This is a genomic window from Ensifer sp. ENS02 (assembly GCF_014851885.1).
In the GTDB taxonomy this organism is placed as follows: Bacteria; Pseudomonadota; Alphaproteobacteria; order Rhizobiales; family Rhizobiaceae; genus Ensifer; species Ensifer adhaerens.
The window spans coordinates 538,703-561,376 of the sequence record NZ_JACVAO010000001.1; the positions used below are offsets into that span (position 1 = coordinate 538,703).

29 protein-coding genes are annotated in these 22,674 nt (G+C 62.9%); 12 read left to right on the plus strand and 17 right to left on the minus strand.

Annotation, left to right across the window (positions count from 1 at the left end; translation table 11 throughout):
• The first annotated feature begins 63 nt into the window (after positions 1–63).
• The 3 genes from IB262_RS02745 (at position 64) to IB262_RS02755 (ending at position 2,602) form a co-directional block, all read left to right on the plus strand.
• Positions 64–1,356 (plus strand): diguanylate cyclase, encoded by a 1,293-nt coding sequence (locus IB262_RS02745; protein ID WP_226020692.1) that lies wholly within the window; start codon positions 64–66, stop codon positions 1,354–1,356.
• A 123-nt stretch (positions 1,357–1,479) separates the two neighbouring features.
• Positions 1,480–1,956: a VOC family protein gene (locus IB262_RS02750; RefSeq protein WP_112976565.1), complete on the plus strand. Its 477-nt coding sequence runs from the start codon at positions 1,480–1,482 to the stop codon at positions 1,954–1,956.
• 172 nt (positions 1,957–2,128) lie between these two features.
• A complete protein-coding gene (locus IB262_RS02755; RefSeq protein WP_162728831.1) occupies positions 2,129–2,602 on the plus strand; it encodes a DUF805 domain-containing protein in 474 nt (157 codons plus the stop codon).
• 276 nt (positions 2,603–2,878) lie between these two features.
• On the opposite strand, the gene IB262_RS02760 is transcribed toward IB262_RS02755, so the two are convergent.
• From IB262_RS02760 to IB262_RS02775, 4 genes are all read right to left on the minus strand, one after another.
• Positions 2,879–3,478 carry a YdeI/OmpD-associated family protein gene (locus IB262_RS02760; RefSeq protein WP_090294043.1) on the minus strand — a complete coding sequence of 200 codons (600 nt, stop codon included), beginning with the start codon at positions 3,476–3,478 and terminating at the stop codon, positions 2,879–2,881.
• A 150-nt stretch (positions 3,479–3,628) separates the two neighbouring features.
• The gene (locus tag IB262_RS02765; protein WP_034788530.1) at positions 3,629–4,633 is read right to left on the minus strand and encodes a GlxA family transcriptional regulator; all 1,005 of its coding nucleotides are present in this window, start codon (positions 4,631–4,633) and stop codon (positions 3,629–3,631) included.
• A gap of 794 nt (positions 4,634–5,427) precedes the next feature.
• Positions 5,428–5,631, minus strand: coding sequence for a DUF1127 domain-containing protein (locus IB262_RS02770; protein WP_034788135.1), 204 nt, complete (start codon positions 5,629–5,631; stop codon positions 5,428–5,430).
• Positions 5,632–5,730: 99 nt separating this feature from the next.
• Positions 5,731–6,009, minus strand: a complete 279-nt coding sequence (locus IB262_RS02775) for a hypothetical protein (RefSeq protein ID WP_051659126.1) — start codon at positions 6,007–6,009, stop codon at positions 5,731–5,733.
• A 112-nt stretch (positions 6,010–6,121) separates the two neighbouring features.
• Here IB262_RS02775 and IB262_RS02780 point away from each other — a divergent pair, with 112 nt between their 5' ends.
• Positions 6,122–7,012: a LysR substrate-binding domain-containing protein gene (locus IB262_RS02780; protein WP_034788138.1), complete on the plus strand. Its 891-nt coding sequence runs from the start codon at positions 6,122–6,124 to the stop codon at positions 7,010–7,012.
• Positions 7,013–7,095: 83 nt separating this feature from the next.
• The gene (locus IB262_RS02785) at positions 7,096–7,740 is read left to right on the plus strand and encodes a VIT1/CCC1 transporter family protein (RefSeq protein ID WP_060520584.1); all 645 of its coding nucleotides are present in this window, start codon (positions 7,096–7,098) and stop codon (positions 7,738–7,740) included.
• A gap of 28 nt (positions 7,741–7,768) precedes the next feature.
• Here the strand turns inward: IB262_RS02785 and IB262_RS02790 are convergent, their stop codons facing one another.
• The gene (locus IB262_RS02790; protein ID WP_034788143.1) at positions 7,769–8,425 is read right to left on the minus strand and encodes a GntR family transcriptional regulator; all 657 of its coding nucleotides are present in this window, start codon (positions 8,423–8,425) and stop codon (positions 7,769–7,771) included.
• Between the two features lie 292 nt (positions 8,426–8,717).
• Between IB262_RS02790 and IB262_RS02795 the strand changes: the two genes are divergently transcribed.
• The 5 genes from IB262_RS02795 to IB262_RS02815 all read left to right on the plus strand — a co-directional run bounded on the left by IB262_RS02795 (position 8,718) and on the right by IB262_RS02815 (position 13,318).
• Complete coding sequence (locus IB262_RS02795; RefSeq protein ID WP_112976513.1) at positions 8,718–10,142, plus strand: M20 family metallopeptidase; 1,425 nt, start codon at positions 8,718–8,720, stop codon at positions 10,140–10,142.
• A 33-nt stretch (positions 10,143–10,175) separates the two neighbouring features.
• Positions 10,176–10,895, plus strand: coding sequence for an ABC transporter permease subunit (locus IB262_RS02800; RefSeq protein WP_192493384.1), 720 nt, complete (start codon positions 10,176–10,178; stop codon positions 10,893–10,895).
• Positions 10,895–11,617 carry an ABC transporter permease gene (locus IB262_RS02805; RefSeq protein WP_060520588.1) on the plus strand — a complete coding sequence of 241 codons (723 nt, stop codon included), beginning with the start codon at positions 10,895–10,897 and terminating at the stop codon, positions 11,615–11,617. The genes IB262_RS02800 and IB262_RS02805 overlap by 1 nt, the downstream gene beginning before the upstream one ends.
• Before the next feature lie 2 nt (positions 11,618–11,619).
• Positions 11,620–12,396 carry an ATP-binding cassette domain-containing protein gene (locus tag IB262_RS02810; RefSeq protein WP_034788153.1) on the plus strand — a complete coding sequence of 259 codons (777 nt, stop codon included), beginning with the start codon at positions 11,620–11,622 and terminating at the stop codon, positions 12,394–12,396.
• Between the two features lie 64 nt (positions 12,397–12,460).
• Complete coding sequence (locus IB262_RS02815; RefSeq protein ID WP_112976514.1) at positions 12,461–13,318, plus strand: transporter substrate-binding domain-containing protein; 858 nt, start codon at positions 12,461–12,463, stop codon at positions 13,316–13,318.
• A gap of 336 nt (positions 13,319–13,654) precedes the next feature.
• Here IB262_RS02815 and IB262_RS02820 read toward each other — a convergent pair whose 3' ends face one another.
• Complete coding sequence (locus tag IB262_RS02820) at positions 13,655–13,909, minus strand: acyl carrier protein (RefSeq protein WP_034788158.1); 255 nt, start codon at positions 13,907–13,909, stop codon at positions 13,655–13,657.
• A 127-nt stretch (positions 13,910–14,036) separates the two neighbouring features.
• On the opposite strand from IB262_RS02820, the gene IB262_RS36430 reads away from it, so the two are divergent.
• On the plus strand, positions 14,037–14,165 hold the full coding sequence (locus tag IB262_RS36430; protein ID WP_281435712.1) for a hypothetical protein: 129 nt from the start codon (positions 14,037–14,039) through the stop codon (positions 14,163–14,165).
• Entirely contained in the window at positions 14,155–14,280 is a 126-nt protein-coding gene (locus IB262_RS36435) for a hypothetical protein (RefSeq protein WP_255380900.1), read from the plus strand. Before IB262_RS36430 ends, IB262_RS36435 begins: the two co-directional genes overlap by 11 nt.
• A gap of 74 nt (positions 14,281–14,354) precedes the next feature.
• On the opposite strand, the gene IB262_RS02825 is transcribed toward IB262_RS36435, so the two are convergent.
• The 11 genes from IB262_RS02825 to IB262_RS02875 form a co-directional block, all read right to left on the minus strand.
• On the minus strand, positions 14,355–14,672 hold the full coding sequence (locus tag IB262_RS02825) for a hypothetical protein (RefSeq protein WP_034788160.1): 318 nt from the start codon (positions 14,670–14,672) through the stop codon (positions 14,355–14,357).
• Between the two features lie 199 nt (positions 14,673–14,871).
• A complete protein-coding gene (locus tag IB262_RS02830) occupies positions 14,872–15,075 on the minus strand; it encodes a hypothetical protein (protein ID WP_060601072.1) in 204 nt (67 codons plus the stop codon).
• Positions 15,076–15,211: 136 nt separating this feature from the next.
• Positions 15,212–17,284, minus strand: a complete 2,073-nt coding sequence (locus IB262_RS02835; RefSeq protein ID WP_112976516.1) for an ASKHA domain-containing protein — start codon at positions 17,282–17,284, stop codon at positions 15,212–15,214.
• 157 nt (positions 17,285–17,441) lie between these two features.
• Positions 17,442–17,774: a hypothetical protein gene (locus tag IB262_RS02840; RefSeq protein WP_112976566.1), complete on the minus strand. Its 333-nt coding sequence runs from the start codon at positions 17,772–17,774 to the stop codon at positions 17,442–17,444.
• A 47-nt stretch (positions 17,775–17,821) separates the two neighbouring features.
• Positions 17,822–18,124, minus strand: coding sequence for a hypothetical protein (locus IB262_RS02845; RefSeq protein WP_192493385.1), 303 nt, complete (start codon positions 18,122–18,124; stop codon positions 17,822–17,824).
• A gap of 39 nt (positions 18,125–18,163) precedes the next feature.
• The gene (locus IB262_RS02850) at positions 18,164–19,129 is read right to left on the minus strand and encodes a methyltetrahydrofolate cobalamin methyltransferase (protein ID WP_034788171.1); all 966 of its coding nucleotides are present in this window, start codon (positions 19,127–19,129) and stop codon (positions 18,164–18,166) included.
• A gap of 89 nt (positions 19,130–19,218) precedes the next feature.
• Positions 19,219–20,310: a methylenetetrahydrofolate reductase gene (locus IB262_RS02855; protein WP_034788174.1), complete on the minus strand. Its 1,092-nt coding sequence runs from the start codon at positions 20,308–20,310 to the stop codon at positions 19,219–19,221.
• Positions 20,307–20,909 (minus strand): methylenetetrahydrofolate reductase C-terminal domain-containing protein, encoded by a 603-nt coding sequence (locus tag IB262_RS02860; RefSeq protein WP_034788176.1) that lies wholly within the window; start codon positions 20,907–20,909, stop codon positions 20,307–20,309. The genes IB262_RS02855 and IB262_RS02860 overlap by 4 nt, the downstream gene beginning before the upstream one ends.
• The gene (locus IB262_RS02865) at positions 20,902–21,204 is read right to left on the minus strand and encodes a virulence factor (RefSeq protein ID WP_112976518.1); all 303 of its coding nucleotides are present in this window, start codon (positions 21,202–21,204) and stop codon (positions 20,902–20,904) included. Before IB262_RS02865 ends, IB262_RS02860 begins: the two co-directional genes overlap by 8 nt.
• Positions 21,205–21,441: 237 nt before the next feature.
• Positions 21,442–22,245: a formyl transferase gene (locus tag IB262_RS02870; RefSeq protein WP_089044214.1), complete on the minus strand. Its 804-nt coding sequence runs from the start codon at positions 22,243–22,245 to the stop codon at positions 21,442–21,444.
• Positions 22,246–22,290: 45 nt separating this feature from the next.
• Entirely contained in the window at positions 22,291–22,470 is a 180-nt protein-coding gene (locus IB262_RS02875) for a hypothetical protein (protein ID WP_060601062.1), read from the minus strand.
• Between the last annotated feature and the right edge of the window lie 204 nt (positions 22,471–22,674).

Sequence of the window (22,674 nt, forward strand, 5' to 3'; positions counted from 1 at the left end):
CTGTGGCTCGAGAGGGGTTGCAGGGACGTGAGATTGCGCCGCACGCCAGGCCGGGTGAATTCTGTGCAGAAGCACAGTGACAAGCGCATGCTGCTTGTCGAAGATTCCCGGATGTTTGCGACGGCGCTGAAGTACGGGCTTGAGTCCGTCCACGGCATTCGCGTTACCCATTGCAACTCGCTGGCGGCGCTGAAGGAAGCGCTGGAGCAGGCGCCGGAGAGCTTCTCGCTCGCCGTTCTCGATCTCAACCTGCCGGATGCGCCCAATTGCGAGGCGCTCGAATTCATCCTCGACAACCAGGTGCCGGCCGTCGTCTTCACCGCGGCCTTCAACGACCATACGCGCGAGGAAATCCTCAGGCGCGGCGCGCTCGATTGTGTCATCAAGCACCAGCCGGAATCGATCAATCTCTTGATTGGCGCCGTTGATCGGGCGCTGACCAACGGCAAAACGACGGTGTTGCTTGCTGATTCCGATGCCGCCTCGCGCAGCGAACTGGCCGGCATCTTGAGGCGCAAGCGGATTTCCGTCTGCGAGGTCGCATCTGCCGCCGATGCGCTGCAGGTGCTCGACAGCGGCGAGGCCGTCGATCTCGTCGTCACCGACCTTGATCTCTCCGACATGTCCGGCGCAGCGTTGCTTGCCGAGGTGGAACGGCGGCGGGGCGACGGCGCGGTGCCGGTCATCGGTCTCTCCGACAGCGGCGACCGGCGTGCCGGTGCCCGCTTCCTCGAAGCGGGCGGTACGGATTTCATTCAGAAGCCCTTCCTCGAAGCGGAGTTCAATGGGCGCATTGCGCAGGCGGCCGGTGTGCAGAAGCGGCTGCAGACGCTGCAGCGGCAGGCGGCCAGCGACTACCTCACCGACCTCTACAACCGCCGTCACTTCTTCGTGGCGGGGCCGCGGCTGGTCGAGCAGTGCCTCAGGCGCGGCGAGCCGACGGCGATCGCCGTGCTTGATATCGATCATTTCAAGCGCCTCAACGACACCTATGGCCACGAGATCGGCGACATCGTGCTGAAGCATGTGGCCAAGCGCCTCTCCGTGCTCGTTGGCGAGGACCATCTGCTCGCCCGCCTCGGCGGCGAGGAGTTCGGCATCCTCTTCAACGGCTGCGACGTGCGGCGCGCCTTCGCCTTTTGCGACGCGCTACGCCTGGAACTCGCAAAATCCCGCATCGTCGCCGACGACGAGGAGCTGACGATTACCGTCTCGATCGGGCTTGCCACGATCGAGACCTCGGAGGCCTTCGAGAACTACCTGCATGCCGCCGACCAGTTTCTCTACATGGCCAAGCATGCCGGCCGGAACCGGGTGATTTCCGAGTTGGCGCTGCTCGACGCGCTGGCCTCCTAAACTGCCGGGCCAGACCGGCAGGCCCACCCTCGGAAATAATGATCCGTCACCTGTCGGCTTGGAACGAAGTCGATCGTCCTTCGGTTACCGCACATGAGCAGGCGGCACGAGGAGGACCAAATCATGACCAATGTCGTTTCAAATCTCTGGTTTGCGAAGGAGGCACGCCAGGCCGTCGACTTCTATGTTTCGCTCGTTCCCAACTCGGGAATCATCCGCGTCACCACCTTGCCGGCGGAAAGCCCGAGCGGACCGCCCGGCAGCGTGACGACCATCGAGTTCACGCTCGGCAACCAGGAATTCCTGGCGCTCGAAGCCGGGCCCCTCGATCCGTTCAACCATTCCTTCTCGATCATGATCCAGTGCGATACCCAGGAGGAGATCGACCGGATTTGGAACGCGATCAGCGAAAACGGTGGACAGATCGAACAATGCGGCTGGATCCGCGACCGCTGGGGGTTGTGCTGGCAGATCGTGCCAAGGGTGCTCGGCGACATGGTCGCCCATTCCGACCGTGCGCGCGCCAAGCGCGTCACGGAGGCGATGCTCGGTATGATCAAGCTCGATATCGCCGAACTGGAGCGGGCGTTTCACGGCTAGAAGCCGGTTGTCTCGTGGGTGCAGGACCCGCAAGTTATGGAAGCGGCAGGCGGGCCATGCCCCGCCTCCAGCGACGCTCGAGATGCCAGGCACAAGGCCGCCTGCCTGCGCAACCATGGGGCGCTTTTTGTCGCGAAGACATCTACCCGTTTATGAGGGAACCTTTTACAGGATGACAAGGCTGGCCGGCGCAGGGGCACTTGGAAGCGCACTGGCTGTTGGGGGAGACGACGTGAATTTACAGATGTTTACGAGTGTTGATGGCCGTATCGGACGTCAGGCCTGGTGGTTGGCGCAGATCGTTATCTGCATTGCGGCGATAGCCGCGATGTTCGCCGGCGGGGCGTTGTTGGCGCTTTCGGACGTGGACAATTATGCCGCGGGCTTCAGCCTTATGCATATGCTTGTCATCTTCATCATCACCGCGAGTTTCTATTTCGGCTTCACGGTCAACACCAAGCGCTGGCACGACCATGGCCGTTCCGGGTGGTGGAACCTTGCGCTGTGCGTCCCGGTCGTCGGGCCGCTCTTGGGCCTCGTCATGTTGGGCTTCCTCGCGGGCGAGGAGGGTGACAACCGCTTTGGTCCGCCGGTCCTACGCTTCGTCGGAGGCGGTGCCACGCGCTTCGGCCGCGCCGGTCAGTGACGCCGGGCTGTAAGTCAAAGGGCTAAGGCGACGTTTGTGTGCGTCCGACAGAACGCGTGTCGCCCTCGGCGTTCATTTTTCGCGCCTGCACGTGCCAAGCGCGTGACGGTGGCGATGCCGGGCATGATCAAGCCGGATATTGCCAAGATTGAGCGTGCAAACAGCTTTGGGCCCCCGACCGTCGGGCGTCGAGCCTTGCCGGTGCCGGATCGGTCTCGGGCTATGCCGGTCCGCCAGGACGAAGGCCGACCTTTCGGTCGTGCCCCCGCAATCGCTTTACTTGCTCTTCTGCGGATAGATCGTTTCGCCGCGCTTCAGCATCTCGACGAAGGTCTCGATCTTCTTTTTGCGCCCGGCTTCGGTCTTCATGTTGTGGGTGCGGAAGGCGAGCGCGAAGCGGTTCTGTGCGCTGAGCTTGCCAAGCATTTCGCGGGCTTCGGGCTCAGCGTCGATCGCCGCCTGCAGGTCGTCGGGGATCTGCATGTCCTTGCCGCTGGCATAGGCGCGGTCCCAGCGGCCGTCGGCCTTGGCGGCATCGACCTGTTTGAGCCCGTGCTCGGTCATACGGCCCTCGGCAATCAGGCGCGCGACATTGTCGACATTGATCTGGCTCCAGATGCTCTTCTTGCCGCGCGGCGAATAGCGCTGGAGGAAACTCCTGTCGTCGTGCCCCTTGCGCACGCCGTCGATCCAACCCCAGCAGAGCACCGCGTCGATCGCCTCCTTGGGCGTGACCGAGGCGAGGCCGGAGCTGACCTTGTGGGTCTTGATCCACACTTCGGTTTCGCTCTGGTGGTGAGCGGCGAGCCAGTCGTAGAAGCTCTGGAAGTCCTTGAATTCGTGAACCTTGGCGGGATCGATCTCCACGGGGGCCATCGTTCGTTGTGCTCCTCGCTCCGCTGAAACGCCGACCATTCAATCCAAAACAGCGGCGCGTGCAAGCGTCATGACGGCACAAGCGGAAAGTGTCACCAACGAAAAAGGGCGGAGAAGCTCCGCCCTTGTCTGATCCATATGATCTGCCGCTTATCGCGCCATCTGCAGCGTCAGCTTGCGGTCGGCGCGCTCCTGCTGCGGCGAGCGGTTGTAGAGTTCGCGATAACACTTGGAGAAGTGCGAGGCGGAGACGAAGCCGCAGGCTACGGCCACTTCGACCACCGGCATCGACGACTGGATCAAGAGGTGCCTTGCGCGGTCGAGGCGGATTTCGAGATAGTAGCGCGCAGGCGAGCGGCCCATTTCCTGGCGGAAGAGGCGCTCGATCTGGCGGCGGGAGAGATCGGCGCCCTCGGCGATTTCGAGCAGCGAAAGCGGCTCGGCGAGGTTTGCCTCCATCAGTTCGATGATGGACAGCACCTTGGCGTTCTGCACGCCGAGACGGGCGCGCAGCGGCAGGCGCTGGCGGTCATGGGGCCCGCGCACGCGATCGGTCAGCGCCTGTTCGCAGACGCGGTTGACGAGGCTCTCGCCGAAATCCTGGTCGATCAGGTTCAGCATCATGTCGAGCGAGGCGGTGCCGCCGGCGCAGGTGTAGATGTTGCTGTCGATCTCGTAGAGGTCGGCATAGACGTCGACCTGCGGGAAGCTTTCGGAAAAGCCCGGCAGGTTTTCCCAGTGGATGGCGCAGCGCTTGCCGGTCAGAAGACCGGCCGACGCCAGCACATGGGCGCCGGTACAGAGGCTGCCGACGGCGACGCCGCGATTGTAGACCTCGCGCAGCCAGGCATTGACCGACTTGTTGTTGAAGTCCTCGACATAGATGCCGGAACAGACCAGCACCATCGAGGGGCGGTTTTCGCCGCCGAGAAACTTGCGCTCGTCTGCAAGCGACGAGTTGACCTCGAGCGCGATACCGCTCGACGACAGGACCTTTTCGCCGTCGGACGATGCGAGGCGCCAGGAATAGGCCTCGTAGCCGAGCATGCGGTTGGCGATGCGGAGCGTTTCGATCGCCGCCGAAAAGGGCAGCATGGAAAAGTTCGGCACCAGGAAGAAGACGAGAGAACGCTTTTTGGTCAGTGGCTTGTTCATGAGGCTTCCCATGCTTGGCGATGCGGTATATTCGTCGCTTGGAAGATACTCTTCGGCTTGTCTGTTTGCGACATTCGCATGGATAGCAGCGACCGCAAAGAGATTTCGCATTGCGACATCGCGCGGTGAAAGGCGGCTCGGCCCCGCTTTCAGGCTTTTGTAAGGAAAGCGACAGTTTTTACAGCGCTGTTGACGCTATCGGACAAGAACTGCCAGAGATACGCAATATTCGCAAAGCGCTCTCCAGGGTTGTGTTTGCCGATTGCGACGCTTCACACGGCTGGCGCGGGTGTCGGTAAAAGACAAGTGAACCTCGTGCGATCGCTCGCTAGCCTGATTAACGGCACCGCGAGTAGAGGTGCGAGCCAAATCGGCCGATGATCACACACCATTGGCGGCTCGTGCTTTCGACACTACCTGCGATGCGACGGTCTCTTTGGAAGGGTACGTTGCGTGGGGCAGAATCAGCCAACAGCTTTGAGGCGCGCCGTTTCGCTGCTGAAGGCCCTGTGGACTGTTTCGGTCATCGTCGCGACAACCGCCATCGGTGCCCACGCCGGATGGTTGGGCCACGGCATCGTGGGGTCGTTGGCGCTCGGGTTCGTGGGGCTTGTCGCCGGCTGTTTCCTCAGTCGGCCGTCGCGTCTCGCAGAGTTGCTGACCTAGGCCGCATTGCGTTTCCGATTGCGCGACGACACGTTCGAACGCAAAGGAAAAGGGCACCGCGTTGTCGGCGATGCCCTTCGATTGATCCGGTTCGTGACGCCCTCAGAAGGGACAGATCACGCCGTCATTCATTGTTCGGTCTTATGCACCGCATCGTCCACCGACGGGAAGCCGATGTCCTTCAGCGTGTCATAGGACAGGTTTTCGAGGGCCCGTTCCTGGCGATAACGCTTCCATACTGCCCAGGCACGAACCTGCAGATTGAAGAGACCCGGAAGGGACGAGTGGGAGGATGCCCGTTCCGAGGCCGATGAAAACTGAGTGTTGGACATTTCATGGCTCCTTCTGAGTGTCTCAGCCGGTCGCGACCATGATGGTATTTATGGCCTAACCTGACTTATCATTCCAACGAATATGTTTGATGCCTTTCATCAAACATGGTGATTGATTAGCGGGTCCGCAAACATCACGTCGTCACGGACTCTCTGTGGCAGTTTGGCGAGTTCGCGCCGGGCTTCCACCCGATTCCGCGCGATCTGTTTTTCGCGTCGTTGCCTTGCAACACCGTCGAGGACGGCGATCATTTGATTGAGGGCGTTGAGGACCATGTCGTTGCTCCTGCTATGCTCTTTTTTTACCACTGCCTGCGGCAGGCGGCTGTTACGGAGGGAACTCTTCGAAGCGGCGATAACAAGGGCTGCGGTGGACATGCGTTTCTCCTTCCTGCGTCGTCCTTGAGCTTGACTATCGGCCATTGCTGATGTTCAATCAAACGAAATGAAGTGAAGCTATCTTTCAGTTTTTTTGAATGAGGTTGACGCCATGAACATGCTGATGCGCCATGCGCTTCCGCTTCTCGAAATGGACGTGCTGAAGACTTTCATCGCGATTGCCGAGACCGGCAACTTCACCACCGCCGCCGAAACCGTCTACCGCACGCCGTCGGCTGTCTCGATGCAGATCAAGAAGCTCGAGGAGATGCTCGGCTGTACGCTGTTCCTGCGTGACGCGCGCTCGGTCACCTTGACGCCGAAGGGCGAGTTGCTGCTCGGCTTTGCCCGCCGCCTGCTGTCGCTCAACAACGAAACGGTTTCCCGCTTTCTCTTGCCGGATATGAACGGCGTCGTGCGCGTCGGCGCGCCTGAGGACGTTGGCGAGCGCATCCTGCCCGAGGTGCTGAAGCGTTTCGCCGAATCCTATCCGAACGTCACGGTCGATGTGTCGATCGGCATGAGCAACGCCATGCGCAAGAAGGTGGACGAGCACCGGCTCGATATCGCCATCTTCAACAGCCTGACCGAGGGAACGCCCCGCAATGGCGAAATTCTGATGCAGGAAAAGCTGGTCTGGGCCGGCGCAAAGTGCGGCAGCGCGCATCTGAAGGATCCGCTGCCGGTGTCGATGTGGGAGGACGGCTGCGTCTGGCGGGCGGATGCGGTAGAAAAACTCGCGCGCGCCGGCCGCAAGTTCCGCATTGCGTTCCTCAGCGCCTATACCACCGGGCAGCGCGCCGCCGTGCTTGCCGGTCTCGCGATCGCGCCGCTGCCGCGTTACCTCGTCCAGGGGGAAATGGTGCAACTCGGCGAGCGCGACGGCCTGCCGGATCTCGGCCACTACAATATCGGCCTGCAGGTGATCAGCGATGCGCCGGCGCCTGTACTGGCGGTCGCCGACCATGTGCGCGACGCCTTCGCCGATCTGCAGGTCCAGTAAGGGGAGATATCGCGGTTGCGCTCTTCCCGGTCGCTGCCCGCCGCTTTCCTGTCGTCCTGGCCACTTTCGTCGGGTGCCCGGCCATGAGTGAACGGTCGCGCGTCCTCGATCCGATCGACCGCCTGTCGGAGATCATCTTCGGCCTCTTGATGGCGCTGTCCTTCACGGGAACCATGAGCACGGTCACGGCCGGCGAGGGCGGTGTCAATGCCGTGCTCGTCGCCGCCCTCGGCTGCAACATCGCCTGGGGCATCGTCGACGGCGTCATGTATGTGCTGACGACGGTGGTGGAGCGCGTGCGACGGCGCGGTTTTCTCGACAGGCTCAGGTCTGAGCGGCTCGATCGCGCCCGCGAACTGTTTCTCGAAAGCCTGCCGGACGATGTGCGCCGCGTCTCTTCGCCCAAGGAAACGGAAGCGCTGCTTGTCCGGGTGAGGGCGCTCTCCGCCGACCCCCGGCACCGGGTTGTGACCGCACACGACCTTAAGGCAGCCGTCGCGATCTTCCTGCTGGTCGTCGCCTCGACGTTGCCGCCAAGCATTCCCTTCCTGCTGACGGACAATGTCGCGCTCGCCATGCGCGCCTCCAACGCCATTGCGCTCGTCATGCTCTTCGTCATCGGCGCGCGCCTCGGCCGCTACATGGGCCGAAGCCCCTGGCCGATGGCCTTTGCGATGGCTGCGATCGGCGCGGTTCTGGTGGCGGTGACGATCCTCTTTGGCGGATAACGTTCGCCCTTGAGCGACAAGGGTTCGCTCACACCTTGATCGGTGCCTGGCGGATGTGGATTTCGATCAGCCGTTTCAGTTCGGGCAGATCCCGGGCTTCCAGCGCGTCGACCATCAGGTGGTGCTCGCGGGCCGATTGCTCGATGCGGGCGCGGGTGCGCCATTGCGATACCGGGGCCGATACGGTGCGCTGGCGGATTTCGGCAACGACGTCGACGAGTTCGGAATTGCCCGAGAGCATGAGAAGGGCGCGGTGGAAGGCGAGGTTGGCGTCGTAGTGCTCCATGATGGAGCCGCGAAACGACATCTCGTCGAACTGCCGGGCGAGTTGCCGCAGTTCGGCGATGGTGGCGGGCGTTGCATTGGCAACCATGCGGTCGGCGACGCCGGTTTCGAGAATCACGCGGATATCGCTGATTTCCTGCGTGCGCTGGTCGTCGAGTTCATAGACCTGGTAGCCGCGGTTGGGATTGTGCTGCACCAGCCTGCGCTGCGACAGCCGGTCGAGCGCCCGGCGCACCTCCGGCCGCGTGCAGTCGTAGCGGCGCTCCAGGTCGATCTGCTTCAGCCAGGCGCCGGCCGGCAGGGTCCCGGTCAGGATGTCGTGCAGCAGGAGGTCGGTAACGTCCTTCTTGTCCTCGGGCTTTTCCTCGGGCGCCAGCATTTCCGTCAGATCGTCGCTCATTCCTGCCTTACACTCTCTTTCCGCCTGTCACCGGCCTCTGACGCACGTTGCTGGTGCATGTCCCAGGTCCCCGGCCGTGCCTCGCGTCGCCCGCCGCAGCGGAATTGGCTCCATTTTTGGAGAAACTATGATGCCGTCCTGAACAATTCAATGCGGGAGAGCGGCGTTCCCTGCCTGCCTCTCGCCGTTGTGCACATCGCTCGAAATGTTTCAGGACCCTCTTGTGTATCCAAAAATGTTATCATAAATTGGCGCCAATTCTGGTTACTATTGTTGCGGAAGTCAAGAAACGATGAAAAATGCCGATGCCGTCTGGGACCTCCTCGAAGCCAAGCGCGAACGGTTCTTCGTGCTCAGCGACCGGGTCTGGGATACGCCGGAAACCAACTACGAGGAGTTTTCCTCGTCGGCCGAACACGCCGCGCTGCTGGAGGCCGAAGGTTTCCGTGTGTCGCGCGGCATCGCCGGCATGCCGACGGCGGTCATGGGCGAGGCGGGCGAGGGCGGACCGGTCATTGCCATTCTCGGCGAGTTCGATGCGCTGCCGGGCCTCAGCCAGGAGGCCGGTGTCGCAGAGGAGCGGCCTCTGGTCGACGGCGGCAATGGCCATGGCTGCGGCCACAATCTGCTCGGCGCCGGCGCGATGATGGCGGCGACCGCCGTCAAGGATTACCTCGCGGCGAGCGGCATCAAGGGGCGGGTGCGCTATTACGGGTGCCCGGCGGAAGAGGGCGGCTCGTCCAAGGGCTTCATGGTGCGCGCTGGCGTGTTCGACGATGTAGATATCGCGATTTCCTGGCACCCCGCACCCTTTGCCGGCGTCAACAACCCCATTTCGCTTGCCTGCAACGAGCTCGACTTCCGCTTCAGCGGCCGGGCGTCGCATGCATCGGCTGCCCCCCATCTCGGCCGCAGCGCGCTCGATGCGCTCGAACTGATGAATGTCGGCGTCAACTATCTTCGCGAACACATGCCATCGTCGGCGCGCATCCACTATGCGGTGACTGACACCGGCGGCAACGCGCCGAACGTGGTGCAGGCCCGCGCCAAGGCGCGCTATCTCGTGCGCGCCCGCAGCCTGCCGGAACTGCTCGATCTCGTGGAACGTGTCCGCAGCGTTGCGAAGGGTGCGGCGCTGATGACGGGCACCACGGTCACGGACGAGATCGTCAGCGGCGACGCCAACCTCGTCGGAAACACCCCGCTCGAAGCGCTGATGCACCGGCAGCTTGAGCATCTGGGACCGCCGCAGTTCGACGAGGACGATCGGCGGACGGCGGCAAAGTTCCAGGAGACCTTTACCGGCGAGGATATCGCCTCTGCCTTCGAGCGTTTCGGGCTCAAGCTGCGACGGGGCGTTTCGCTCTGCGACACGATCTTTCCGCCGGAAAACGGCGCCGGCACGCTTGTCGGCTCCACCGATGTCGGAACGGTGAGCTGGGTGGTGCCGACCGTGCAGATGCGCGGCGCGACCTACGCGATCGGCACGCCCGGCCATTCCTGGCAGCTGGTGGCGCAAGGCAAGCTGCCGGCCGCGCACAAGGGCATGGAGCACGCGGCCAAGGTGATGGCGAGCACGGCGGTGGAGCTCATCCTCGATCCCGCGCTCATTGCCGCCGCCAAGGCCGACCATGCCGCAAGGCTCGAGGGCACGCCCTTCGTCAATCCCATTCCTGACGATGTCGACCCGCCGATCCCCGGGGTGAGCCATGGTTAAGTCATCGATCGACAAGCGAAGGGAGGCGCTGCGATGACTGAGCCCGGTTTCCTCGACATCATCAGCTTCGGGCCGGACGGCTGGGGGCCGGCGCTTGCCGCCGGCGCCTGGATGACGATCCTGATCGCGATTGCCGGTTTTGCGATCGGCGGCCTCATCGGCACCTTCGGCGCCTGGGCGAAGATCTCCGGCGGCCCGGTCGTCCGTGGATGCGCCGAGGCCTACACGACGGTCCTTCGCGGCATTCCCGACCTCCTGGTCATCTATCTCTTTTATTTCGGCGGCAGCGCCGTGGTGACGGCCGTCGGCCAATTGTTCGGTGCGGAGGGTTTCGTCAGCTTCCCCGGTTTCATCGCCGGTGCACTTGCGGTCGGCATCACCTCAGGCGCCCAGCAGACCGAGGTCTATCGCGGCGCCTTCCGCGCCGTGCATCCGGGCGAGTTGGAGGCGGCAACCGCCTGCGGCATGGGCCGGCTCCTCAAGTTTCGCCGCATCATTGCACCCTTGACGCTGCGTTATGCGCTGCCCGGTCTCGGCAATGTCTGGCAGGTGGTGTTGAAGGAGTCCGCACTGGTGTCGGTCACGGGTGTCGTCGAACTCTTGCATCAGGCGCAGATCGGCGCCGGATCGACCAGCCGTCCCTTCGACTTCTTCTTCATCGCAGCCATGATCTATCTCGCGATTTCGACCGTGTCGGGCCTGGTTCTTCAGGTTACCGAGCGCCGGTTCTCGCGCGGCGTCAGGAGGGGCTGATGGATATCAAATTTGCCCTCGAAACCTTCTGGAGCTTGGCGGCGGCGCTGCCGCTGACGCTGGAGCTTGCCGCGACATCGATCGCGCTTGGTTCGGTGCTGGCTCTTGGGCTGGCGCTCTCCCGTCTGTCGGGCATTCTTGCGCTCGATCTCTTTGCCCGCACTTACGTGTTCCTGTTTCGCGGAACGCCGCTGCTCGTGCAGATCTTCCTGATCTATTACGGCCTCAGCCAGTTTCCCGCCGTCCGCCACAGCATCTTCTGGCCGCTTCTGCGCGAACCCTACTGGTGCGCCGTGCTGGCGCTGATGCTGAACACGGCCGCCTATGCGAGCGAAATCATCCGCGGCGGCCTCCTTTCGGTTCCGCACGGCCAGGTCGAGGCAGCGCGGGCCTGCGGCATGGGGCGCGTCATGATCTTTCGCCGCATCGTCATGCCGCAGGCGCTGCGCCAGGCGCTACCCGGTTATGGCAACGAGATGATCTCCATGGTCAAGGCGACCTCGCTCGCCTCGATCATCACGCTGATGGAAATCACCGGCGTCGCCGCCAAGCTGATCTCGGAGAGCTACCGGGTGATCGAGGTCTTCGTCGTCGCCGGTCTCATCTATCTCGCCATCAACTTCGCGCTGACCCGGCTCGTTGCGTTTGCCGAACACCGGTTTAACCCGCAGCTGCGCGCGCCATTGCCGATCTCCGCCGAACTCAAGGGAGAAGCCCATTGAACATGTCCGCCGCCGTCACCGCACCGGTCGCGATCCGCGTGCACGACCTTCACAAGAGTTTCGGCCCGGTCGAGGTGCTGAAAGGCGTGTCGCTCGACGCGCGCGAGGGTGAGGTGATTTCCATCCTCGGATCCTCCGGCTCCGGCAAGTCGACGCTGCTTCGCTGCATCAACATGCTGGAGGTTCCGAATTCGGGCACGATCGAGGTCGCCGGCGAGGCGATCCGGCTGAAGACATCGAACGATGGGCGCAGCCGCCCGGCCGACCAGAAACAGGTGGACCGCATCCGCTCCGAACTCGGCATGGTGTTTCAGAGCTTCAATCTCTGGTCCCACAAGACCGTGCTTGAAAACGTCATCGAGGCGCCGGTGCATGTGCTGAAGCGCCCGCGCGTCGAGGCGATCGAGGAGGCCGAAGCCCTGCTTGCCAAGGTCGGCATCGCCGACAAGCGCAACCATTATCCCTCGCATCTCTCCGGCGGCCAGCAGCAGCGCGCCGCGATCGCCCGTGCGCTTGCCATGCGCCCGAAGGCGATGCTCTTCGACGAACCGACCTCGGCGCTCGACCCGGAACTGGTCGGCGAGGTGCTGCGCGTCATGCGCGGTCTGGCGGAGGAGGGGCGCACCATGCTGGTCGTCACCCACGAGATGGGCTTTGCCCGCGACGTCTCGAGCCGCGTCGTCTTCGTACACAAGGGCACGATCGAGGAGGAGGGGCCGCCGCACGAGGTCTTCACCCATTCGAAGTCCGAACGCTTCCGCCAGTTCATCAAGAGTTGAAGCCTGTCGTGATCGGCGGGCCGAAAAACAAAGCAATCAACATCCACAAAAGGGGAATGCTGCAATGAAAAAGACCACCGCAATCATGGCATCGGCGCTTGCCGTTACCGCGGGGCTGATGTCCACGCCGGCGCAGGCCGAAGACAAGAAGTGGACGAAGGTGACGATCGCCACCGAAGGTGCCTTTCCGCCCTATAACCTGACCAAGGCGGACGGCACGCTCGACGGCTACGAGATCGAGCTCAGCAAGATCCTCTGCGACCACATGAAGGTCGAATGCACCGTCATCGCGCAGTCCTTCGACGGCATGATCCCAGCGCTCAACGCCGGCAAGTTCGACGCGATCATGGCCGGCATGTCGGCCACCGAGAAGCGCAAGGAGGTCATCGACTTCTCGATGTCCTACGGCAGCACCGGCCAGGCCTTCGCGACGCTGAAGGGCGGTGATCTCGAAACCCTGCCGATGAAGGGCGAGCTCTTCTCGCTTGCCTCCAACGAGGCCGGCGCGCGCAAGGCGGTCGACGAGCTGAAGCCGCTGATCGAAGGCAAGACCATCGGCGTCCAGACCGCCTCGATCGCGGCGCGCTTCATCGACGAATATCTGAAGGACGTCGTCGAGGTGCGCGAATACAAGACGACCGAGCAGCACGATCTCGATCTCGTCGCCGGCCGCGTCGATTTCGTCATGGCGTCCATGGGCTACCTGAAGACGACCGTCGAAAAGCCCGCCAACAGCGACATGGTCATCACTGGCCCCCGCTTCCAGGGCGGCTTCCTCGGCGCCGGCAGCTCCGTTGGCCTGCGCAAGAGCGACCCCGAATTGAAGGCGCTGTTCGACGACGCAATTGCCGCTGCCAAGGCCGATGGTACCATCAAGCGCCTGTCGGAGAAGTGGTTCGGCTTCGACCTGACGCCGCAGTAATCCGGGTCGGTTCGCCCTCTCAACCAAAGCACCGCACGTTCCGTCGAACGCGCGGTGTTTTCTGTGTCTGGAATGCCCGGCGCTTCCTCGCGCGCTTGCAAGGCGCCAGGGCTGTTTATTTAATAGCGACGCGCAGCGCGTGTGGACATCTTTCGAACACAATCGCTTCGTATAAGCCCATCTGTCGACATTTGCTTATGAGCGCTGAATGTGTTCGCCGCTCGCAACTGTCGCGTCGCTTTAGACTTTTGACCACGGATGTACTGGCACTGGTGTAAGAGCGATGATGAGGAAGGTCGGTGCGGTTTCGCCCCGGCCTTTTTTATTGCCGGATGATCACTTCAGCGTTTTCGACGCGAGCACAAAGTCGATCAGGTCGCCGACCGTGACGAGCTTTTCGACAGAGTCGTCGGTCAGATAGATCTCGAACTCTTCCTCCACCAACATCGCCAATTGAGACACTTCGAGCGAGTCGGCGCCCAGATCCTCTTCGATCTCGGCATCGTCTTTCACTTCGGAAGCCTTCACGCCGAGCAGCTCGACGAGGATCGCCTTTACGCGTTCGGAAACATCGGATCGTGTGGGTGCCATGGATCTACTCCCTCCCTTAAAGCATAACACAAAGGGCGGTGAACGGCCGTCTAGGCCTATAGGATCATTCGCTGATTTCGTCATGATCCAAATGGGTTAGGCCATTTCGGTGAGGGAGAGCCCCTGGGTGTTTGCCAGTGCCAGACCTCGGCACCTCGGCGAACTCCTGCGATATATCGGCGAACGCGTCGATCAGGGTGCCGCCGAGCGATATGAAACCCTGAAGATCGAGAAGGAGGCTTCCGGTGGCCGCTGAAGTCGGGACCAGAAACTGGTTCGATGCCGCAGCCACCGCCTATGCCCTGTTCCGGCCGGACTATGGTCGGTTCATGGAACGGCTTAAGGAAAAGCCTTCCTCGATCCAGCCTTGAGGGAGGCGCGGCAGCCACCGCGCCAAGCCCAATCCGGCGCGGCAAAGCCGCCCCGGTCACCTTCCAACGATGCCCTATTTCGTCGGAGCAGGCGTCGGCCGCACCAGCGAGACGACGCGCGGCTTCGAGGGGGCGTCCAGCCACTCGATCCACTTGTCCCGTTCCTCGGTCGTGTCGAAGAACCGCCAGAGCTTGTAGTCTTCTTCGGTGGTCTGCAGCATTTCGCCGATCGAAACGAGCTCCATCGGCAATTCCACCTCGTTGCCGTCGTAGCGAATGAAGTAGATCCCCTCGGCGGCAAGCCGGATGATCTGACCGGTGCCATAGGTGCCATCGGGATCGTCGACTGTGAAGTACATGCCGGTCAGGGTATCGAGAATTTTGTCGTTCATGGGTTCTGGATGCCAGTTTAAGGAATAGGTTTCATCAGACCGTCGCCCGCCGCCGGAATTAAGGCAAGCTGAAATCTCCAGTGTCCACATTCACCAAACAGCATAATAGCCCGATGCGCGACCAAACGAGGACTTTCGCTTGTGCGGTCGGCCGCCACGTTCATGGCGAGAGGGCGGCTGGTGCCGCCCTTCGTTTGCGTCAACCAAAGTACGATGTTTTGCCGCGCGTGAGGTTGGACCTGCCCGTGCCCGGCGTCGTGTTGGGTTTCCCGCTACCGCCCGCCAACTCGATTGCTTCAATGGCTTTGGCAGCCGGCTGATTTTCAGAGGCCCCCAGCGAACTCGCTGCGAAGGCGGAGCCGGCAAATGCAAGCGATGCCGCGACTGCGATGATGATTTTCATTGGTCTCTCCTTGGTTCAAAAGCACGCGCAAAAGCGCGCCAACCTCGGCGTAGACCTGCTGTGAGAACGAAGACATACGGCGGTTGTCGTATTTCGACACGGCAGAGACTTGCGAAAACTCGGAATGGTTACCGGACTACTCCCGGCTCCTCCTCCGCCGCCTTCCGCCGCCTTCACCGTCATCGCTACTCACCTTGCGCTCCGGCAAGGTGACCACGGTCGAAAGCTTCGGGAAGCTGTCGACCTTGTTCGGCATCGCCATGGCGTTGACGAAATGCTCCTGAAATTTTGATTCAAGCGCCGTCTCTATCTTCTCGATTTTGCTGACAGTTTGCTCGATCTCGCGGCGGTGGCCGCGGTTCAAGAGCGCCATCAGCGCGCCGGTACCGGCGGCGTTGCCGACGGCCTTTACGTCGCCGAGATCGCAGTCCGGGATGAGGCCCAGCACCATCGCATACTTGGGATCGATGAAGGAGCCGAAGGCGCCGGCAAAGCGGATGGTGTCGACGTGGTCGACGCCCTGCTTTTCCATGAGCAGCTTGATGCCGGCATAGAGCGCTGCCTTGGCGAGCTGGATGGCGCGGATGTCGTTCTGCGTCACGGTGATGCGCTGCTCACCCTCGTGCAGGAGGTAGGAGAAGGTGCGGCCGTTCGGGATGATGCGCGGGCTTTTTGCCGCCATGGCACCATCGACGACACCGTCCTCGGAGATGATGCCGGAAAGATACATCTCGGCGACGATCTCGATGATCGCCGAGCCGCAGATGCCGGTGACGCCGACTGATGCGGCCGCCTCGGCAAAGCCCTCCTCGTCCGACCACTTTTCGACGCCGATGACGCGGAAGCGCGGCTCCAGCGTTACGGGATCGATGCGCACGCGCTCGATCGCGCCGGGGGCGGCGCGCTGGCCCGACGAAATTTCCGCACCTTCGAAGGCCGGGCCCGTGGGCGAGGAAGCGGCGACGACGCGGTCCTTGTTGCCGAGCACGATTTCAGCATTGGTGCCGACATCGACGAGCAGCATCATCTTGTCCTGGCGATAGGGCCCTTCGGCGAGGGTTGCTCCCGCTGCATCGGCGCCCACATGTCCGGCGATGCAGGGCAGCATGTAGAGGCGCGCGCCGCGGTTGACGTCGATATCGATCTCATGCGCCCAATATTGCAGCGCGCCTGACACGGCGAGCGCGAACGGCGCTTGGCCGAGTTCCGTCGGGTCGATGCCGAGGAAGAGGTGGTGCATGATCGGGTTCGCGACGAAGACCATGTCGAGAATGTCGTGGCGGTCGACTTCACCCTCGGCGCAGACCTTGCCGATGAGACCATTGACCGCCTCGCGCACGGCCTTGGTCATCGCCTCGCGGCCATCAGGATTCATCATCACATAGGAGACGCGGCTCATCAGGTCCTCGCCGAAGCGGATCTGCGGGTTGGAGGCGCCGGACGAGGCGGCGATGCGACCCGAGAGCAGCGACACGAGATGCATGGCGATCGTCGTCGAGCCGATGTCGCAGGCAACGCCATAGGCCTCGTTCTTGAGGCCCGGCCACAGGCCGACGATGAAGGGGCGCGAACTATCCATGTCGCGGTGGATGGCGGCGGTGACGGCCCAGTTGCCTTTGCGCAGAATGCCTTGAACCTGCGGGATCAGGTGCGGCGCAATCAGCAGATCCTTCCAGCCCCAGTCCTTCTCCAGCATCACCTTCAACCGGTCGAGATCGCCGAGCGGCTTGTGCATGTCGGGCTCGTCCACCTCGACATAGCAGAGCTGAACGGCGGCGTTGCGCTCGATCACCCGGTCGGTTGCGGCCTTGCGCACGACCTGGGCGTTGATGACGGTATCCTGCGGCACGTCGATGACGAGATCGCCGAGGATCTGGGCGGAACAGGAGAGGCGGCGGCCGTCGGGCAGGCCGCGGATCTTCTCGTAGCGATCTTCCTTGGCGCCCTTTTCAGAAATGTGGTCGTTGGACGAGACGATCTTGTGCTTGGCGAAGTTGCCTTCCTGCACCACGATCTGACAGCGTCCGCAGGTGGCGCGCCCGCCGCACACGCTTTCGACATAGACGCCGAGCTTGCGCGCCGCATCGAGAACCGGCGTGCCGACCGGGAAGCGGCCGCGCTTGCCCGAAGGCATGAACAGCACGAGAGGGTCCTTTTGCGCGGCTTCGGTCATGTTGGTCTCGATCTCGGAGGTACCTTCAATGCGCATGCTCTGTGGTCTTTCGTCAGGTCCGCTTCAATGGGTCAAGCGAAGCACGGGTAAACGGTTTCAGACTGCACCGGAACGGCGCCCGATAGTTGTCCAATCCCGACATGGAAGCTTCTGTTTCAAACAGTTAGGTGTGGGGCACGGCGGCGCTTCAGGCTTACTTGCGCGACAGCCGCCGGGCGTTGCTGCGCACGCGCTTGCCATAGGGCCTGAGGGCTGCGGACGCAATCGCCGTTCCGTGGCCAGACGCCGTGCCGCCGGTCATCAGGCGCAAGGTGTTGTCGAAGGCGGCCTTCCAGATGGCCATGTTCACGGCCATGACGCTTTCGGTCGTGGCGGCGATCTTCTCGGAGACCATGCGATGAAGCTCGGTCACGTCCTGGGTCTTGCCGGTGAGCGCCGCCATCTGCATCTCCTGCAGTCGGACGGCGATGACGAAGGGGGCCTCGAACCAGAGGGTGGCGGCATCCAGGCGTAGGCTGCGTGTCATGGTGATCTCCACTTTGCGTTGGCGGATGGATGAACCGACGTGCGTTGCTACGGCGCCCCGGCAAGTTTTACGACTGCGAATGTATAGGCAAGAGTCGCGGCCAGCACGGCCGAACTGCCCCAGAGGCAAGCCTTGATCACCTGCTCCTGCGGACCGAGATAGACCTTCCTGGTGATGGTGGCGATCATTATTGTTCCAAGTACGGCAGCCGTCACGATGATCACGGGTGCACCATAGCTGCGGAGCGCGGCGTAGAACCGCTGAAACTCGGCCGCATCGTCAAACAGTGTGTACCTGGCGATAACGACCAGAGGGAGAACGACGGCAAGGAGGCGCAACTGGCTTCTCATCGTCCTTCTCCCTCGAGCGCATCAGCGCCGATCCAGGAACTACTCGCTGGCAGCCGCACCACCCGTGCGGGCCGCGCGGCCACCGCGACGTCCGCCACCGGCGGCTGCCACTGGTGCTGCCGCAACCACGTGGCCACCTTCGGCCGGCTTGTGGTCGCGGTAGGTCTTGATCCAGTGGGTGCAGTTCGGGTCGGTGCCGTTTAGCACGTTTGCCGCACGCACGGCTTCCATTTCCTGCGGGCGGCAGGGGTTCATGATTGCCGACGTCATGCCGGCGCCGATGACCATCGGAATGAAGCCGGCATTGATGCCGTGGCGGTGCGGCAGGCCGAAGGAGATGTTGGACAGGCCGCAGGTGGTGTTGACCTTCAACTCTTCGCGCAGACGCCGCAGAAGTGCGAAGACCTGCTGGCCGGCGGTGCCCATGGCGCCGATCGGCATGACCAGCGGGTCGACGACGATGTCGTGCGGCTTGATGCCGAAGTCGGCGGCGCGCTCGACGATCTTCTTGGCGACGGCAAAACGCACATCCGGATCTTCGGAAATGCCGGTTTCGTCGTTGGAGATGGCAACGACCGGAACGTCATACTTCTTGCAGAGCGGCAGGATCGCTTCGAGCTTTTCCTCTTCGCCGGTCACGGAGTTGACCAGCGGGCGGCCCTTGGCGACGCGCAGTGCCGCCTCGATCGCGGCCGTCACCGAACTGTCGATCGACAGCGGCACGTCGACGAGGCCCTGGACGATTTCGAGTGTCTTGACCAAGAGCGGCGGCTCGGTCTCGTTCGGGTTGACGGCGGTCACGCCAGCGTTGACGTCGAGCATCGTCGCCCCGGCGGCAACCTGCTCCAGCGCGTCCTTGATGACGGTATCGAAGTTGCCCTCGATCATTTCGGCGGCCAGCTTCTTGCGGCCGGTCGGGTTGATGCGTTCGCCGATGACGCAGAACGGCTGGTCGAAGCCGATGATGATCTCGCGGGTGGCGGAAGCGACGATGGTCCGGGTCATGCAGGGTCCTTTGTCATTTGGCGTCTATGTAATCACGCCCGTGAAGTCGATGATAGGCGCCTTGTGGCCGGCGCCAGTTTTGTCTGCGGTCAGTGCGGGTGATGGGCCGCGGCTTCGGCCATCTGTTGCTGGTTTTCTTCCTTGCCCTCGCGAATGTGCTCCAGGCGCTCGGCAACCATCGCATCCTCCGGCAGCGTCTCGTGCTTCCAGGGGCGGCGGCCCTTCAGGACGCCCGATTCATGCACGATTTCTGCGACATATTCTTCCTGGCGGTAGGCCATGACGTGAATGCCGGAGACGCCTTCGATCTCCTTCACCTCGTTGATGATGTCGATGCAGAGCTGCTTGCCTTCCTTCTTCTGGTCCTGCGCGCCCTCAAGGCGGGTAATCACGCTGTCCGGAATATGGATGCCCGGCACGTTGGAGCGGATCCAGCGGGCGGTCTTGGCCGATGCCATCGGCCCGACGCCGACAAGGATATAGCACTTCTCGTGCAGACCGAGGTCGCGCACCTTCTTCATGTATTCGCGGAACATCGGCACGTCGAAGCAGTACTGGCTCTGCACGAACTGGGCGCCGGCCTCGATCTTCTTGGCGAGACGATAGGGGCGGAAATCATAGGGCGGCGCAAAGGGGTTGATCGCAGCGCCGAGGAATACCTGCGGTGGTGTCGTCAGCTTGCGGCCCGAGAGGAACTTCGAGTTGTCGCGCATGATGCGGACGGTTTCGAGCAGCGACATGCAGTCGAGGTCGAAGACGGGCTTGGCGCCTGGCTGGTCGCCGGCCTGCACGCCGTCGCCGGTCAGGCACATGATGTTCTGAACGCCCATGGCAGAGGCGCCGAGCACGTCGCCCTGGATGGCGATGCGGTTCTTGTCGCGGCAGGCGATCTGCATAATCGGGGCGTAGCCCATGCGGGTCAAAAGCGCGCAGATGCCGACCGAGGACATGTGGCAGTTGGCGCCGGAGGCATCGACCGCGTTGATGCCGTCGACCCAGCCGTCGAAGATCGCGGCGCGCTCGTAGACGTCCTGCGGGTTTGCACTGTCAGGCGGGTTGAGTTCGGCGGTGACGGCGAACTCGCCGCGGCGCAAAACCCGCTCAAGACGGCCGCGGGAGGAATGGCCGGGCAGGGGCTCGAGCGGTGCGCCGGGATCGAAGGGATTGATGTCGGGGCTCATGCCTGGCCTTCCTTGGATGCCGCTTCACGGCGCGCTGCGGCTTCCGCCGTCACGCGCAGCCAGGACGAGGTTTCGCGCAGCGACTGGTTGACCGGCTTCTGCACGTTCATGATGGCGTTGCCCTTCTCCATGTTCTGCGAGCCCTTCCAGGCCTGCACCCAGACGCAGGGCATGTCCGGCTCGACCTCGCAATTGCCGTTGGCGCGCACGCCGCCGCAGGGGCCGTTGCGCAGCTGCTTCGGACAGTTCATCGGGCAGGACATGCCGGTCGAGGACAGCGCGCACTGGCCGCACATGCGACAGTCGAAGAGGAAGCCTTTCACGTGGCGCTCGACGAAGGTCACCGGACGCTCGACCCGGCCATAACCGATGGCGTTCCACAGCGGGTGAAGCAGCAGGAACAGATCGGCGAAGCGGTGGTAGAACCATTCGAGGAAGCGGGAGTTGCGGACCGCCCAGAGGCGGACCGTATATTTGTGGCGCGAGCGGCGGCTCGGCGAAACGCCAGACGGCGTAAACGCGCCGGTTGCGGCCTTGGCGGCCGGGGCGGCGTTGCCCTTCATGACCTTCGGCTCGCTCGGCGGTTTGGCGTCAGCCATTGTCGCGGCCTCCGGCTTTGACGAGGGCGACCAGGCGTTCGCGGTCATAGGCGGCTTCGAGCTCGGCGGCGGCCTGGTCGGCTTCCGTTTCCAGATCGTCGGAGACCGGCACCGGATCGGCCTTGCGCCATTCGGCGAGGTAGTCGTCGGTTTCAGCCGCACCGGTGCGCATGGCGCACATGTCGATCGCTTCGGTGAAGCGCAGAGACAGCTCGCGCTTCGCCGTCGTGCGGCCCTTCTTGACGATGACCTGGGCCGGAATGTCGCGCCAGTAGACGATAATGCGATCTGCCATGGGGTGTTGTTCTCCTCGTTCTGCGACAATGCGCATGTACCGGCGTCCGGGCTCATCTCGCCACGACGTCGGATATGTCCAAAAACGACGCTGGCGCGGATGCCATATCAGACGTCTTGGCGGTGATGCGCAAGTCGCAGTTGAGGCGCTTCTTGCAGCCAGGAACCATCGGCAAGGATTACCCGCAGTTTCAGGCTTTTAGCCGATGTCGGAAGGAGGTAAGGGCGGCTTGTCAGCCTACCAGATGCCGCGCTTCAGGCCGTTCCATATCCAGGTCCAGATCGGCGGATGATACCATTGCCGTGACGGGCCTGCGACATCGATGACCTGCAGCTTTCCGGCGAGCGCATCGCCGACGGCGGCAATCGCAATATCCGTGGAAGCCGCCGTCTGCAGCAGCGGATAGGTGTGCATCGTATCGTGAGGGGCAGGCTTCTGGCGCGACTGGTAGAGCACGCCGCCGGTATCGACGCCCGCATCGACCAGATGCACGGTCGCTCCGAAGTTTTCGAGGTCGTTGTTGGCCCGCGCCCAGTAACCGCCCATCAGGCCGCGATAGGCCGGGTTGATGCCGGCGTGGAAGTTGAGGGCCGGGCAGGGGATGGCGGCCAGCGTTTCGGCCTTCAGCATGCGGCAGCTGATGAGGAAGACGACATCGGGTTTGAGCGCGCGCACTTGGGCGATGGCGTCCGTGTCGTTGATGGAGGCGATGGACTTTACCGGGATCGACGGATCGGGTTTTCCCGAGACTTTGTAGGTCGCGAAGATCTCGTCCGCGCGCTTGCGGGTAAAACGCTTGCCGAAGCGCGAGGCGATCATGGTCGCAAGCTGCCCCAGCGCCGTCAGCCAGCCGAGCTTGCGTGCGCGGCGGCGCAGGAACAGGCCCTTCGATTCCGGCTGCTCCTCGACGACTGCAACGTCGGCGAAATGCGCGGAGAACGCGTTGATCATGATCCAGGGGTTCTCGCCGCCCGCGGTCACCACGACGACGCGGCCGGGGCGTCCGCCTGCGGCTTGATTTTGGCTGGCGATGTCGGTCATGGCGGCCCCGCGGATGAACAGGGCCGAGTTATGAAGGCTTGCCCGTTACCGCCGGCTTAACTGGTTCCAGTACCATTCGGCGACACCGCCACCGAGCACGACGAGGGCGACGGATTCGACCATCTTCACGTCATCCGAGAGGCTGCAGACCGCGCCGACGACCAGCGACAGCAGCAGCCCGGCGGCGCAGCCGATGGCGTAGGGCAGGTATTCGAGGAATTTCACTGGTGTGCCTCCCGTCCCAAGACGCAGCCGTCGCGCACTGAGATGTAACGCAGGGTAGCGCAGATATAGGGATTAGGAAGAGCTTATTTTTCGTTGCAGGAGCGAGCGCTCACGTAAGCCGCTGCGCTTCGGTCCGCATCGGTGGACGAGGCTAGCCGGAGTCCTTGCAAACCGGATTGCCCCTCACCCTAACCCTCTCCACGC